This window comes from Maridesulfovibrio frigidus DSM 17176 (assembly GCF_000711735.1).
In the GTDB taxonomy this organism is placed as follows: Bacteria; Desulfobacterota; Desulfovibrionia; order Desulfovibrionales; family Desulfovibrionaceae; genus Maridesulfovibrio; species Maridesulfovibrio frigidus.
The window spans coordinates 76,793-92,407 of sequence record NZ_JONL01000011.1; the positions used below are offsets into that span (position 1 = coordinate 76,793).

Below are 15,615 nucleotides of genomic sequence, written 5' to 3' on the forward strand. Positions count from 1 at the left end.
TTAATTAGAAAGATTAAGGGCCTGTAAAATTGAGTCAGCCACCATATGATATTCAGTCTGTGTAAGTGTTCGTGGGTCTAGGCAAAAGGCATCATCTTCTATACGCCCGACCAGCGGATAGTCTGATGACAACAGTCGTTCTTTTAGTTCCGGCACTGACATATCACCAGTTGGAACTACAGTTACGAGAAAAGTTTTTAAATCCTGCTCAGGGAAAGCCCCACCGCCGACTCTGGAAACTCCTTCACGGACGGAACACGTAATATCATCTCCCACAACTCTGCCTAAAACACGCGACAAAGATTGCGCTCTAAGTTTCAAAGATTCAGGCTTTTCCATTATCATCTTTAAAGTGGGAACTTGCGCCATGGCTGTTTCAGGATCAAGATAAAGCCGCATTGTAGCTTCAAGTGCCGCAAGTGTCATTTTATCAATGCGAAGAACTCTGTTTAGCGGGTTCTTCTTAATCATGTCGATATACTTCTTTTTACCGACAATGATTCCAGCCTGCGGGCCACCGAGCACTTTGTCACCTGAGAATGAGACAACATCCACGCCTTCGGATACCACTTCCTGAACAGTCGGTTCACGCATTAAGCCTAAACCGGAAAAATTGCTAAGATTACCGCTACCGAGGTCTTCGTATACAGGAAGATCATGTTTAGTACCAATCTCAACCAGTTCCGCGCCTGTAACTTCCTTAGTAAAGCCGATTATCCTGAAATTCGATGTATGCACTTTCATGAGCAGCGCGGTATTCTCATTAATCGCAGCTTCATAGTCGTGAGGATGAGTTCTATTAGTCGCTCCCACTTCATGCAGAATAGCACCACTCTTGGTCATAACGTCCGGTATACGAAACGAACCACCAATCTCTACCAACTGACCACGCGAAACAACTGCTTCACGGCCCGCGGCAAGGGTCTCGAGAATTATCAGAACAGCCGAAGCATTATTATTCACAACAAGCGCAGCTTCCGCGCCGGTTATATCGCATATGATTTTTTCAACATGGCTGTAGCGGCTACCACGTTCACCAGTGCTAAGATCAAACTCAAGATTGGAATATGTCGCACAGGCTTCAGTCACGGCTTTAACAGCTGTATCGGCAAGGAGCGAACGTCCAAGGTTGGTATGAACCACAACGCCAGTGCCATTAAGTACCCTGCGAAAATGAGGACGCGCGCCAGCACGCACATGGCAAGTCAAACGTGGATAGAGTGAATCAAGTGAAAGTTGGTCCTCAGCGGTAATGATGCCAGCCTTAATTTCTTCGCGACATACATCAAGAAAGCCATTAACCAAGTCACGCGTAAGCGTACGGGGTACATCGGTCAGCGAATCATCACTCTCAAGCTTAGTCAGTACTAAGTCAACAGATGGCAGAAATTTGAAAAGATTAGACAATTATTACTCCCAAAACTTTGTACCGCCATTGGTACGAGAGTTTTCTAATGCGTTAAGTTGCGGGTTAGGCCAGTAGCGAAGACTTTTATTTTAAAAAGTGTGGATACTTTGTATAAAAAGCTGCGAGTAAATACAAGGAGCCGCAAACTAGTATCGGCCCGTCACCGGAAGGTAGCAATGATAATGCTTCATCAAGCGACCGTGCAGCTAAAACCCGTGATCCAAGTCGCTGGGCAAGCTCATCCTGCGGACAGGCTCTTTCATTTTCAGGAATACCGCAAGCAATGATCGGACCTTGTGTTAGTTTAAACAAAATATCTTTTACAGGCTCGATGTTTTTATCCTTCATACATGAAAAGATGATCGCATCCGGCACTATTTCCGCCCGTTGCAATTCTGTCTCAAGAGCTTCGAATGCATGAATATTGTGCGCACCGTCAAGAATATATGTGCGATCCGCCTGAACGGTTTGCAATCTACCTGCTATGAATGCCTTTTTCACGCCTGCGCGTACATACGCTTCGTTAAACTCAACTCCCCTACTATTACAAAAGAGCCTCCATGCACATACTGCTAAATGAGCATTTTGCTTTTGATGTAGACCCGATAGGGACGGAGACAAGCTCGCAATTTGTGGCAACTTATCAGCATGGTGCAAATTAACACCGAGTTGATCTGCTCGTGCTTCAAGAATATTCATCGCTGCATCAGTCTGTATTGATGTAATGGCTATACCACCATCTTTCATTGCATCAGCCTTATCTGCCGCAATCAGCTCAATAGTACCACCGAGTATTTTTTCGTGATCCAGCCCGATTGGCGTGAATACGGTCAAATCAGGATCCATGGTGTTCGTAGCATCATAACGTCCGCCGAGCCCTGCTTCCATCACAGCGAGATCTACGCCATGCTCTTTAAACGCCACTAATGCCATACACGTAAGCAGTTCAAAGTAGGTCAACCCGACATCAGGCGCAATGCTCATCACCATATTTGCAATACGGCACCATTCATCCTCAGATAGCATATTACCATCAATTGTTATCCGTTCACGCGGACTGATAAAATGCGGAGAAGTGAAGGTTCCGACCTTTAATTGTGATTCGATGGATATATAAGTTAAATAAGTTGAAGTTGACCCTTTTCCGTTAGTTCCGACAACATGGATAATAGGAAAGTCACCCTTAGCCCCCCATTTGTCTACGAATTCTATCATTCTATCTAAGCTTAAATCCATATGAAAAAGCCCAAGTTCATCCAAATAGTCGCTAAATACTGAAAAATTATTAAATTTCAAGGTGTCACCATTGATTTTTTACTTGACCGCAGCGCAAACGTTACTTAAAAGGATCTTCTCTTGAGCGGCAGTAGCTCAGTTGGATAGAGCAATGGCCTTCTAAGCCATTGGCCGAGGGTTCGAATCCTTCCTGCCGCACCATGTCATTACAAAGGCTTACGACTTAAACGTTGTAAGCCTTTTTTTGCGTCCAATATTAAGTCAGGACGAACATTTTTCTAGCAAACTAAAAAGTTCCACAATTTTCGATTGCAATTGCGGAACAAGTCTGAAGTAATTCGCATTTATTGAGAGGGATAGTCAAATCCAAAAGTAAAAAACATTACAAAGTAGTGCCCAATATTTCCATCAATTCTAAGACTCTCGGATTAGACTCAATACGGCTTTGCATGGATTGATGTATTTTATCAGAATTTTCCTTATCAAGTAAAACATTCTCATAATACTCACGATGTGAATTCACACCATTTTCTTCAAGTGCTTCTTTAAAATAAGTGTTTAAAGTTTCACCGTATTCACTAATTTCGTCTTGGTATTCAGCTCTAAACTCTCTCTTTTCTATTTGAGCTTGATGAAACGGATCATTATCAAGGTAATTTTTTAACTGACCTCTTTCGTCATCGGAAAGAATATTATCCTTTGTTAACTCATTACGTAATTCAAAATAATCATGATTTAACTCAGTAGTTAAATTTGTAGCTTCCGGTAGATAAGATTCATACCATGAAGGCAATGCGAAGGCTTCAAGCGGGAGTTGATCATCTGAATTTACAGAGCTCTCCATTCGGCTAGCACCTATGCTTCTTGCATTATCCATTACACTCTCAAACCCATTTACTGAGTTTCCTGTTGCTTTTTGCTTGGGTACTGACGAAGAAGCAACCTGCTCAGGTTGCCCTGAATAGTTATTAGAGATTATCATTTTTGCCTCCTGTAGGAATTTATTTCCGTAATTATTACAGGTCAAAATTCATGCAATCTCCATACCCTGATATTCATAACAATAGACCCACGTAGGATATTCTTCACAGAATATACAAACAAAAATAACTTCTCATCAAATTGATTAACGGCTGTTGACAACACTGTTGGAGAACATGTCGATACAAATGTAATATTCCCGTACCGGCGCAATCGTGTGTGGAGTGATTTCCGATACGAATTTTTCCATAAATAGTTAGAATTCTTGTGCGCGTTGTCGCCAATGGCGAGCAATATCAATCCGCTTAGCGAACCATGCTTCTCCTGTTGCAACAGCATGTTCAAAAAAACGTTCCAGACCAATAATTCTGCTGGGATGACCTAGCAAGCGCGGATGTACTCCAATCGACATCATGCGCCCCCCTTCGCGTCGTAGCACATCGAAGCTATCAATTGTTGCACGGGCAAAATCATCACCATGTACAAAATTGCCTATAGGCATAAAGCGCATATCGTTGGTTATAAACGAGTATGGAATGACCACATGCGATTTGCCTTCGACATCTTGCATGAAGGGTAAGTCGTCATTGTATGCGTCAGAATCGTATTCAAAACCTGCTTCAACCAGCAACCGCCGTGTGTTAGGCGAAGCAGCTCCCTTCGTGTGCCACCCGAGCGGGCGAGCACCAGTTGTTTCCTCAACAGCTCGAACTGAACGAGCGATAATTTCCCGTTCATGGTCCTCAGCCATATTCGCATGTCCCTCCCACCTATAGCTGTGGCAAGCCACCTCATAGCCACGTTCAGCCATGTCTTGTGCCAGCCATGGGGCTTGGTCGAGGGTCCGACCGCAGGCACTAATAGTACAGGGGATTCCGAAACGCTCTAACAAGCGGACAATTCGCCAATAGCCCGCGCGAGGGCCATAGTCGAAATGAGATGCCAAGCATGGGTTTGGTACCCCACTCACCGGCTCAATAATTTCGTAGACAGCTTCGTTCGCTTCATCTCCTTGAGCCAGAGAAAGTTCCGCTCCGGCCTCAACGTTAAGAACCACCGACACTGCGACACATGCTCCCCCTGGCCAATGTGGATCGGGCGGATTTGGGCCGTAGCCCTTCATGTCGCGTTCAGTCCAGGAGGGTAGTTTTGTCGGCATGGGTGCTCCTTAATGGAATGTTATTGATTGGTAATCATCGGTTTGACTATGCGGAAACCAAGGTTTGAACGACGGAATTCAGGGGTATCTTTGCCTCGATAGGCAGACCGTAAAAAACTGGCCTTGTAACTCCAACTACCGCCGCGAATGACGCGTTTGGCACCATCTTTTACAAAAGGATTGTCTCTGCCATTGCTGGAATAAGCTTTGGGATCATATCCATCCTGGCACCACTCCCAAACGTTTCCAAGCATATCATGCAGACCGAAGGGATTCTGTTTGTATGAACCGACGGGAGCGTGTAAGGCATATCCGTCACTACAGATGAAATGTCTCCAGGAAAACGTATGCACCGCTTTAGAGTCCTGATCATTCAAATTGGCATATTCGCAGGCATTTTCTTCATCATCGCCCCAAAAACGCATAGTTTGTGTTCCACCCCGAGCCGCGTACTCCCACTCTGCCTCTGTGGGCAACCTGTAAGTTACTCCATCCTTTTGTGATAACCACTTCGCAAACGCGTTGGCATCATTCCAGGAAACATAGGTCACGGGATGAGATCCCTGCCGACCAGAATATTCTCTATTCCAATGTACGCCATCGGTTTTAACCGTTTTTTTCTGATCATTATTCCACTTCCAAGACCAGCCATCCGTTTCTGCATCAGTTTGATAGCCAGTAGCCTGGATGAATTTCTGAAACTGCTCACGGGTTACCTCATATTTGCCCATCCAGAAACCATCCACACAGACCTCGTGGCGCGGAAGTTCATTGCTGAAAGACTTATCATAGGTACCCTGCCCCTCCTCCTTAACAAGCCACGCCTTCTCACTTTCAGTCTGCCCCATTTGATAGCATCCACCCGGAATCCAAACGAGTTCCATGGCTGTAGCAGATTCAATCTTGTTTTCACCGTCTCTTTGTGCCGTTTTCTGAGCCTGAGATGTCTGACACCCGACTGCAAACACAGACAATAATATGCCCAAGATTAGCTTTTCCCAGACACAAGTTTTGGTATTTAAAATCATCACGTCCCCAATATAAAATGGTTTACAACTCATATATCAAATTATCAGAGTCATGATTATTCTACAAGGCACTTACGCCATCAAGACTGAAAATGCCGAGGACATCCGCTACCATATGGAAGACTCCGACACCGATGCAATCGTTATAGGATTCGCGAAGAATTTAAGAAGATCATCAACATGCAAATTGTAATCAATAGATATCTCAATCAATTTAATATATAAAGAAGCTCGCTTGCCCTAAAAGATTACTTTAACTGTAAGGATCTTGCATGTATTGCCTCTTATCCACATCAAGGCTACACCCCACAAACGACTCACCCGTTAAGTCTTTAATTTCATTTGTATTATTATTAATCATTCTTTCCACCACAGGCTGCGCTATAAAAACAGGTGTAAAAGCTATTAAGCCGGAAAGGCAGCTTACGCAGCTCAACGCGAATGCGGTGAATTCTGAGTCCTTATCAAAAGAAGCTATAAGGTTTTTGCAATACAACAGCCTGTACAAATTATGGAGAATAGATCCTGAGCAGGCCATAATTAATCTCGACAAATTACTATTCACTCGCAGCTTAAATAAAAGAAGCCGTGACATTTTATATTTTTTAGCTGAAATGTGTTTTTTAAAATCCAAGCAAAAACGTATAACAGATGAAACTCGGGCTAAATATCTAAATTCCTGCGTAGTATATTCTTATTCTTACCTTTTTGATGAGCAAGCAATACCAGCCTTGGACCCTCTTCAGCCTCATAATTACTGGGCAACACGCATGTATAATCAGGCGTTAATGAAATCAGCCCTAGATATACGAGATCGTCTGAAGAATGTAATTCCTAATATGCAAATTCCGCTTATTCGCGGCACAATTAAACTATCTGTAAAAAACACAGATTTTCCAGCAAGTGCGTATATATTTGATTCCTTTCACGTTACCTCTGAATTCAAAGTCACAGGTATGCACGAGCATGTTGAGAAATCTGGTCTCGGTCTACCTGTTATCGTCGAGCGCGAGGTAAGCACTACAAAAGTCACCAATAGTCAGGAAGTTTTAGCTAAACAGCCTACTGGACGAGTCAGACAGGTAATAGCTGCATCATTTTTTGTTCGACTAGAAAATTTTCCGCGAGGCGGTCCTAATACGTCAGAGATAAACGCAAGCCTTGAAATTTATGACCCACTAGAAACAAATAGCTTAAATATTCATGGACACAAAATACCATTAGCCGCGGATCTTACTACTCCTCTGGCATACTCTGTAGGCAAATTCCCGCTTCCGAGTGGCATTACAGGATTGTTCGATATTGAATCTTGGTCAAAACTACAGGGACTTTATACAATGGGACCATATCGCAAGGATAAAATACCACTGGTTTTCGTACATGGATTAATGTCTTCACCGCAGACATGGGTTCGAATGCTAAACTCCCTTTTGGGAGATGTTGTAATTCGAGACCGCTATCAAATTTGGGTGTTCATGTACCCTACTGGTAATCCGCTATTCTATTCAGCTTCATTACTTAGAGACTCCTTAAACAATATGCGCAACACTTATGATCCCAAGGGTCTAAATCCAAATTTCAATAGCATGGTTCTAGTAGGTCACAGCATGGGGGGGATACTTTCAAAACTGATGGTAACTCCTAGCGGAGATGAAGTATGGAAAGGAGCTCTCCCCATTCATCCAGATAAAATGAATTTACCAAAAGAGACTCAAGATCTTGTCAACAACATTGCTTTCTTCAAGCCGCTTCCATATGTCGAAAGAGTCGTATTTATAGCAACTCCACACAGAGGTTCAGACTGGGCTGTTAATCCATTTGCCAAGTTCTTTTCTGGCCTCGTAAACCTACCGGCCAAGTTACTCAAATCATCTTCGGAAATATTTAACAGTGTTGGAAAGAATGTGTCTAAAGAAGAAAAAGCGAAAATAGCAGTAAAAACAAGCTCTACAGGAATTGATAACCTATCCCCAGAACATCAGGCTATTAAAACATCATCTAAATTACCTATATCAGAGAATGTTACTTGGCATTCAATAATTGGAGATATTGAGGAGGCAGGCAAAACAAATGGAACTGACTCTGTCGTTGAATACACCAGCTCTCATATTGAAGGAGCTAGCTCAGAACTGATTATAAAATCTGAGCACGGCGCCCATAACACCCAAGCAGGTGTAATCGAAGTTATCCGCATCCTTCATGAGCATCTTAAAGAGAATGATGCGGAACTGATTATCACTGAATAAATTCTATGATGCGCTCTTCCAGATATGGATAGAAAGGATTTGAGCGCAATCGAAGCATATCACTAGGAGATATACGCATTACTCCAGACTCTCCACGCATCTCGAGGCGTCCTAGATGTATAGAGGGGCTATTCGGATCACCAAGCCTTCCATAGACAGGATCAGTTTCAGGGAACGGCAATGAGATATGAGACAGTGAATGAATACCAAATGGCCATGACATGGAAATATCCGTCGTTTCACTTATTCTGCCATCAGGATATTTCCTAAAAAGACTTACTTCTTCACCGTTAGAGCGTTTGTTAGTAATAATGCTTAAAGAAAAAGGCAGTTGTTCATCTCTAAGCACCTCCAAATACTCAATAGATGGGCTATTTAAAAGCTGGCTGCCCTCTGCATCTCTATTTATATCAAATAAAACCAGATCATGATCATTGTCGGGCAAATGTAGAAACAGCTCGTGCACAAGATCGCGAGTTGAAACCGTTGTATCTACAATTGATTGAAATGCTAATACTGGTGGGAAGTCCTTAAAAGTTCCATCAGCCTTGCGCGCGCGCCTCTTTTCCAGCAATACCATCGTCAATGCATGTGTTTGCGCTCCGGCATTCACAGCAAATGAAGAATATTTATATGGGTCATATTCAGGCTTAACAGAACTCCACGCAAGTTTCTCAAGGCCCATCAATTCACCAAGTGCCGCCTGCCATTTTGCCATTACGGCAAAAGGAGTCACGCCCATTGCTGGCGATATTAGAACCAGTCCTGAGAGCTTAGGTAATGAAGGCTCTTTCAAAGTGTCAAAAGCATAGTTTACGCCCAGCGCGCCGCCATTAGAGTATCCAACAATATACAGAGGCTTTCCTTTAGCCACACTCTGCAAATACTGCATGCCTATATCAACTGCCGCCGCCATATCCTGCCATGTTATAGATAGCAGGCCCGATGGTGCCACCCCATGACCTGGAAGACGGAGCCCCACAACATAAGCACCCTTTTTGTTAAGTGCTTCACCAATGTTCCGCAAACTGTACGGCGAATCCGACATTCCGTGCAGCAGTAATACACCGCACTTCGGATCAGCATTCTTTAGCTCAAACGAACGGTTCCAATTGGGAGAAATAAGGTTCGGGTCAGACATACTGCCGGGCCTGAATCGACTAATGGACTGTTTTTCGTTTGGTGAAATATGCTTAACAATTTTATTATCTAATTCACGAAAGAGCTTATCCTCTAAAGCCATGTATTGCTCAAAGTTTGTTACACCTGAATCAGCGGTAAAAATAGATTCAAATTTAATCTTATGCCAGACATCAAGATCAGGCTGATTATTGAGATATAATATACCACCAACAACGACTATTATGAGTGCGCTGACTAAAAAATACAGTCCTAATTTGCAAATTTTTACTAAATATTTCCAGAAGAAAGACATGTGGTAATCCTTTTAGACAGCGAGCAATTAATAAGCATAATTTTGCATTACACAGGCCCTTTACATAACTTGAAAACAAAAGAGCGTCCACTTTTCTCAAATTTAAAATCAATTGACGGCTTTCTTTTGACCTCTTATTAACAAGAGCAACTTTTGAAAATATTCACGTTAAATAATATAGAATGCCAACAAAAAGGAAATACCATGCCAGAATCCAAACCAGAACCTAACAAACCACATATTGATAAAAATACTATTTTCTGGACAATCATTGTCCCGACTTTACTTGCCGTCGCTCTTTATACTTACAATCGTATGAATGAAGATACCAATATGTTTGCCCCGCTGCTTAACGCTACTGAAATAAGCACCGTAGACAAGTAAAAACCTCTTGCCACCCCCAAATCTCCCAACTATCATTCGCCCAGATTAAATACATCATATAATATAGCATAACGCACACAACAGACATATAATTATGAATAAAGTCCTCACAACTTGTCCCTACTGCGGGACCGGTTGCAATTTATACCTTCATATTGAAGATGGACAGCTAATCAGCGCATCTCCCGCCACTGGCAAATCCGTTAACAATGGAAGTTTATGCGCCAAAGGGCATTTTGGTTTTGACTTTGTAAACCACTCAGACCGCTTGACCTCCCCTCTTATCCGCAAGAACGGCGTACTCGTTGAAGCTGGCTGGGACGAAGCTCTCTCGCTCATTACTAATCGTTTCAAATCTCACATACAAAATTTCGGCTCTGATTCAATTGCCGGGTTCAGTTCTGCCCGTTGTACCAACGAAGAAAATTATCTCATGCAAAAATATATGCGCGCAGCTATCGGTACTAATAATATCGACCACTGCGCGCGGCTCTGACACGCCCCAACCGTAGCCGGTCTGGCTGCAGCATTCGGAAGCGGGTCAATGTCTAATTCCATAAACGAACTTGATTTAATGGGAACTGGAAACGCAATTTTCACAATAGGAAGCAACACCACAGAGTGCCATCCTATTATCGGTATGCGCATGATGGAAGCGGCCCAGCGCGGCACAAAATTAGTTATAGCTGATCCACGGGCAATAACACTAGCGCAACATGCGGATGTGTGGTTACAGCTTAAGCCGGGAACAGATGTAGCGCTGCTGAATAGCATCGCAAACGTTCTGATTCGCGAAGGCCTGACTGACGAAAATTTCATATCTACACGTACTGAAGGGTACGAAGCGGCCCGCGACCTTGTAGCTCGCTACACTCCGGAATTTGCGGAAACGATCACCACAGTACCTGCGCAAAAAATTTATGAAGCTGCCCGCATTATAGGATCATCAAAAACCACCGCCACCTATTACACAATGGGTATCACGCAACATACCTCCGGTGTGGATAATGTACGCAGCGTTGCAAACATTGCAATGCTTACTGGTAACATGGGAAAACCTCTCACGGGCGTTAATCCCCTTCGCGGCCAAAATAATGTTCAAGGTTCCTGCGATATGGGCACATTGCCGGATGTTATGACGGGCTATCAAAAGTTAAATTTGCCTGAAGTGCGTGATAAATTCAGCAAAGTTTGGAACGTTAACCTTTCGGATAAAACAGGGCTTAAAATACCCGAAGTTTTAGATGGAATTGAACAGGGCAGCATTAAAGGGTTGTTTGTTTTCGGCGAAAATCCCATGCGTAGCGATCCTGATATCAATCACGTTAAACATTGCCTTGAAGCTATAGACTTTCTGGTCGTACAGGATATTTTTCTTACCGAAACAGCAGAGCTTGCTGATGTAGTTTTACCGGGAGCCAGCTTTGCGGAAAAAGACGGAACTTTCTCATCAACCGAAAGGCGTGTCCAATTGGTGCGTAAGGCCATCGACCCCATAGGAAACAGCAGACCCGACTGGCAAATTTTAGCTGAGCTTCTGAACCGTATGGGAATTAGCAAAGAGTATTCATCACCCGAAGATATTTTTGACGAAATTCGTTCGCTAACTCCGAGCTATAGCGGAATTACATATTCGCGGCTTGAAACTGAACATTTGCAATGGCCCTGCCCCTCTGAGGATCACCAAGGAACTCCGATTCTGCATGTTGATCAATTCGTGCGCGGCAAGGGGGCTTTTCTAGCTGCTGAATATAGAGATCCAGCCGAAATGACGGACGAAAATTATCCGCTAATCCTTACCACGGGCCGAATCACCACCCACTACCACACAGGCACAATGAGCCGCCGCTGTTGGGGACTGGACGGAGCAAGGCCCGAGGAGATGGTAGAAGTTAATCCGGCGGATGCGGACTCTTATCATATTAAAGATGGCGGCTATATCGTTGTTACATCACGAAGGGGTGAACTTCGGGCGCGGGCGCAAATTACAGACAGAGTTCCTGAAGGGTTGATTTTCACAACCTTCCATTTCAGCGAAAGTCCCGGAAATATACTCACCAACAGTGCCGCGGACCCTATAACAGGTACGCCGGAGTTTAAAGTTTGCGCAGCGAAAATTCGCTCGGATTAAATAGAAAATCGTAAGTAAATGGAAAATAGTTAGTAAATAAAACGGTACCTACTAGTATCATTTAATAATATTTTGGCATCAGAATTAAAACCTAGAGGAATATATGTCTTCTTCACTTAGTAATTTTATTGCAGCAGATTCAGAGAAATGCATAGGGTGCAAGCTTTGCGAAATAGCTTGCTCTCAGGCGCATTCTGAAAGCACGGCATTTACAGTCGGAGCGCTAACCAGCCCTATTTTGCCGCGCCTATACGTTGTGCAGACTCCTGAAATCACAGTACCCGTGCAATGCCGCCACTGTGAAGACGCCCCCTGCGCCAACTGCTGCCCTGTTTCTGCCATCAGCCGCAAGAACGGTGCTATTATCGTTGAAAAGAAACTTTGCGTGGGATGTAAAACCTGCATGCTGGCCTGTCCATTCGGAGCCATAGAGCTGCTTCCTGTATATGAAAACGGTAAGCCCATTATGCAGCCAGTTTTATGTGAGGAAAACGAATCATCGGTTGACGAAGCTCCTATGCTTTTTGCCGGAAAATGCGACCTCTGCACGGACCGCGCGAAAGGTCCTGCGTGCGTTGAAATATGTCCCGAAAAAGCCCTAAGTTTAATCGACCCTGCCCGCATGAAACGGGACCGCAACATTAAAGCTGCTATGAGCTTTTTAAATACTTCACAAAATTTCTCCTGAGGTTAGTTTAATGACAAAAGTAAGAGAACTCATCAAAATTGACCCCGAATTATGCACAGGCTGCGAACGGTGCAAAGACGTATGTCCCGTAAATGCAATTTTTGGCAAAAAAGGTGAACCGCATAGAGTTGAATCCTCCCGTTGCGTTTTTTGCGGGCAATGCGTTCAGACATGCAGCGGCTACAGCTCAGTATTAGATGAGCCCGAAACACCGCGCGCAGATAAACTTCGCGAACGCGGAATGTTCGAATCCACAACAGAACCGCTATTTGCTGCCTACTGTGCGGGCGACGCTTTGGAAGTTGCGGCAGCGCTAAAAACGGACAAGTTTTCCATGGTCCAATGCGCGCCGTCGGTACGCGTTGCCATTGGCGAAGATTTTGGAATGCCAGCCGGAAGCCTCACACCCGGAAAAATGGCCGCAGCCCTTCGCAGAATAGGCTTCAGCAGAGTATATGATACAAACTTTGCTGCGGACCTTACCATAATGGAAGAAGGACACGAACTACTAGCGCGCATCAGCACTGACGCAACGCTTCCCATGTTCACCTCCTGCTGTCCTGCGTGGGTGCGTTTCATGGAACAGCATTACTCGGATCTGCTCCCGCACCTCTCGAGCTGTAAATCACCACAGCAAATGTCGGGTGCACTTTTTAAAACTTACGGCGCAGATATTGACGGCAAAGCGCGAGAAGAAATTTACAGCGTGGCCGTTATGCCCTGCACTTGTAAAAAGTATGAAAGCGCGAGGCCGGAAATGAGTATGGATGGTTACCGAGATGTGGATGCCGTTATTACTACCCGCGAACTGGCATACCTTATCCGCGAAGCAGGAATAGATTTTACATCACTGCCGGACGAAGATTTCGACAGACCACTAGGGACATATACAGGAGCCGGAAACATTTTCGGGGTCACGGGCGGCGTAATGGAAGCCGCGCTTCGCACTGCCTACGAACTAGTTTCGGGTGAGCCTGTTCCCGACACAGATCTTCTATTTGTGCGCGGCGGAGAGGGAACCAGAACTGCGTTCATCACCATAGAAGATAAAACGTTCAAAGTAGCGGTAGTTGCAGGACTTAAGTACGTAGCTCCGCTTTTAGAAAAAGTGCGCGCAGGAGAAGCGGATGTGGATTTCGTAGAAGTCATGTGCTGCCCGTCTGGTTGTATCAGCGGCGGAGGTCAGCCCAAAGTACTGCTCCCTACCGAACGGGATGAAGTGTACATGTGCAGACGTAAGTCCATATATTCGCACGACAAGGATTCTAAAATCCGCAAGTCGCACGAAAATCCTGATGTACAAAAAGCATATGCCGATTTTCTAGGCGAGCCGCTAGGCCACACTTCCCACAAGCTACTACACACCACGTATACAAAGCGGGACATCTAAAATGAAGTCCTTCGTAATAGCTGATCCACGCAAATGCATAGGGTGCGGCGCGTGTGAAATTGCGTGTGCCAGAGCAAACACGGAGCTATCTATTCCCGAAGCGGCAAGACTGCGCGCGCCATTTAATTCGCGCGTAAACTTGATAGCGACCTCCGAAATAACTATCCCTATCCAATGCCGCCAATGCGAAGACGCACCATGCGCCAAGGCTTGCCCAGCGGAAGGAATCATCTATTCAAACGGGGTAGTTCATATTCGCAAAGAGAATTGTATAGGATGTAAAATGTGCATCCTAGCCTGCCCAATAGGAGCAGTAGATATTTTGCCGCTTGATAGAATATTGCCACGCGCTGAGAGTGATACTGATATACCTGAATTTTACGCCAGCAAATGCGAGCTATGTAGTGAGCGAGTGGAAGGTCCGGCGTGTATAGAGATATGTCCGGCTAAGGCATTTACGCTTATTGATGGTGATGTGATTCGGGATGTTGTTCGGGGTCGGCGGGAGAGGGTTGTTCGGGGTATGGAGTGAAGGTGTGGTTAGTTAATACGGATAAGGTAACGGAGGTTTTAGTAAACGCTGTAAGATTACGCACATTCTTTTTGATATATTTTTTTAATCCGTTCAAAAGTCGGCATAAAACCAGAATAATCTATACTGTTGAAAGGTGGAGTGGCTTTTGCAATTGCTATAGCAAAGTCATTTTTTGTAAGAGCTATGTTGTATTCAGTTCCATCTGACCTTCTTAGCATTACACCTGAGTCTAGTATTTTATCTTGCGCAGGTTTTTTATCATTATAGCAAATATCTTTATTTTTGTTATGTATTGAGTGTTTATCGAATTCAGAACTCATATACAATCTTCTTCCAAATTCATCTTTTTTTATCATATCATGAAGCGGATACACTTGTTCAATTGCAAACATTTTACATTCAACATGTTCTGGCTTTTGGATTAGCATCGAGAACACGTTGTTTCCGTGGCTCAAATAATCCTTCCCAGCATGCTGCTTGTTCATGTTAACAATATCACAATCAAAAATACATACAACAGGATGTTTGTACTCTATATAATGACTTTTAGCGGTTTTGCAAAAATCCCAAAGAACTTTATCCCCTCCTTTTTCATTTTGTTGATGAGGATAGAAGTAGATTGGAAATGAAAGTTTCGGAGAACTTTCAAGGTGCTTATATTGAAATGCTACATAAATAACGGACAGTCCGTTTTAGGTTAGGCAGCTAGTTTTTGTTTACGGTAATATTCCTGCTCAAATTGTTCTGGTGAAACATAACCGATGCCGGCATGTCTTCGTTTCCTGTTGTAGAAGATCTCAAGGTAGATAAAAATATCCTGCCTTGCTTGTTCCCGAGTTTTGTACGTCGTGCGATAAACACGTTCCCTTTTCAGTTTACTGAAAAAATTCTCTGCTACTGCATTGTCCCAACAGTTTCCCCTACGACTCATACTGCTTATACAGCCGGATCTGCGAAGAGCCGATGAAAAAGAAAAGCTTGTATATTGACTCCC

General features: G+C 44.0%; 15 protein-coding genes and 1 tRNA gene. 8 read left to right on the plus strand and 8 right to left on the minus strand.

Features of this window, described 5'->3' with window-relative positions:
• Together selA and BR06_RS0117880 are read right to left on the minus strand one after the other, a co-directional pair.
• Entirely contained in the window at positions 1-1,407 is a 1,407-nt protein-coding gene (gene selA / locus BR06_RS0117875) for an L-seryl-tRNA(Sec) selenium transferase (RefSeq protein ID WP_031485517.1), read from the minus strand.
• Between the two features lie 85 nt (positions 1,408-1,492).
• Entirely contained in the window at positions 1,493-2,704 is a 1,212-nt protein-coding gene (locus tag BR06_RS0117880) for a bifunctional folylpolyglutamate synthase/dihydrofolate synthase (RefSeq protein ID WP_031485519.1), read from the minus strand.
• Positions 2,705-2,768: 64 nt separating this feature from the next.
• Here BR06_RS0117880 and BR06_RS0117885 point away from each other — a divergent pair.
• Positions 2,769-2,845: transfer RNA gene (locus tag BR06_RS0117885), tRNA-Arg, on the plus strand.
• Between the two features lie 181 nt (positions 2,846-3,026).
• Here BR06_RS0117885 and BR06_RS0117890 read toward each other — a convergent pair.
• From BR06_RS0117890 to BR06_RS0117900, 3 genes are all read right to left on the minus strand, one after another.
• The gene (locus tag BR06_RS0117890) at positions 3,027-3,626 is read right to left on the minus strand and encodes a hypothetical protein (RefSeq protein WP_031485521.1); all 600 of its coding nucleotides are present in this window, start codon (positions 3,624-3,626) and stop codon (positions 3,027-3,029) included.
• Positions 3,627-3,881: 255 nt separating this feature from the next.
• On the minus strand, positions 3,882-4,688 hold the full coding sequence (locus BR06_RS0117895; RefSeq protein WP_211252490.1) for a polysaccharide deacetylase family protein: 807 nt from the start codon (positions 4,686-4,688) through the stop codon (positions 3,882-3,884).
• A gap of 116 nt (positions 4,689-4,804) precedes the next feature.
• Complete coding sequence (locus BR06_RS0117900) at positions 4,805-5,812, minus strand: formylglycine-generating enzyme family protein (protein ID WP_051677190.1); 1,008 nt, start codon at positions 5,810-5,812, stop codon at positions 4,805-4,807.
• Between the two features lie 52 nt (positions 5,813-5,864).
• On the opposite strand from BR06_RS0117900, the gene BR06_RS20400 reads away from it, so the two are divergent.
• A complete protein-coding gene (locus BR06_RS20400; protein WP_156952736.1) occupies positions 5,865-6,005 on the plus strand; it encodes a hypothetical protein in 141 nt (46 codons plus the stop codon).
• 79 nt (positions 6,006-6,084) lie between these two features.
• A complete protein-coding gene (locus BR06_RS0117905; RefSeq protein WP_031485527.1) occupies positions 6,085-8,058 on the plus strand; it encodes an esterase/lipase family protein in 1,974 nt (657 codons plus the stop codon).
• Here the strand turns inward: BR06_RS0117905 and BR06_RS0117910 are convergent.
• Positions 8,048-9,493, minus strand: a complete 1,446-nt coding sequence (locus BR06_RS0117910; protein WP_051677191.1) for an alpha/beta hydrolase — start codon at positions 9,491-9,493, stop codon at positions 8,048-8,050. The two genes, BR06_RS0117905 and BR06_RS0117910, sit on opposite strands and share 11 nt — an antisense overlap.
• Positions 9,494-9,697: 204 nt before the next feature.
• Here BR06_RS0117910 and BR06_RS0117915 point away from each other — a divergent pair, with 204 nt between their 5' ends.
• The 5 genes from BR06_RS0117915 (at position 9,698) to BR06_RS0117940 (ending at position 14,618) form a co-directional block, all read left to right on the plus strand.
• On the plus strand, positions 9,698-9,877 hold the full coding sequence (locus BR06_RS0117915; protein WP_031485531.1) for a hypothetical protein: 180 nt from the start codon (positions 9,698-9,700) through the stop codon (positions 9,875-9,877).
• A gap of 94 nt (positions 9,878-9,971) precedes the next feature.
• Positions 9,972-12,008 carry a formate dehydrogenase subunit alpha gene (fdhF, locus tag BR06_RS0117925; RefSeq protein WP_084154249.1) on the plus strand — a complete coding sequence of 679 codons (2,037 nt, stop codon included), beginning with the start codon at positions 9,972-9,974 and terminating at the stop codon, positions 12,006-12,008.
• Between the two features lie 103 nt (positions 12,009-12,111).
• Positions 12,112-12,696 (plus strand): 4Fe-4S dicluster domain-containing protein, encoded by a 585-nt coding sequence (locus tag BR06_RS0117930; RefSeq protein WP_031485537.1) that lies wholly within the window; start codon positions 12,112-12,114, stop codon positions 12,694-12,696.
• Between the two features lie 10 nt (positions 12,697-12,706).
• Positions 12,707-14,086 (plus strand): [FeFe] hydrogenase, group A, encoded by a 1,380-nt coding sequence (locus BR06_RS0117935; RefSeq protein ID WP_031485539.1) that lies wholly within the window; start codon positions 12,707-12,709, stop codon positions 14,084-14,086.
• Between the two features lies 1 nt (position 14,087).
• Complete coding sequence (locus tag BR06_RS0117940; protein WP_031485541.1) at positions 14,088-14,618, plus strand: 4Fe-4S dicluster domain-containing protein; 531 nt, start codon at positions 14,088-14,090, stop codon at positions 14,616-14,618.
• Positions 14,619-14,674: 56 nt separating this feature from the next.
• Here BR06_RS0117940 and BR06_RS0117945 read toward each other — a convergent pair whose 3' ends face one another.
• Positions 14,675-15,013 carry a hypothetical protein gene (locus tag BR06_RS0117945; protein WP_156952737.1) on the minus strand — a complete coding sequence of 113 codons (339 nt, stop codon included), beginning with the start codon at positions 15,011-15,013 and terminating at the stop codon, positions 14,675-14,677.
• 305 nt (positions 15,014-15,318) lie between these two features.
• On the minus strand, positions 15,319-15,615 hold a 297-nt coding region (locus BR06_RS0117950; RefSeq protein WP_235727756.1), incomplete at its 5' end, for an IS3 family transposase.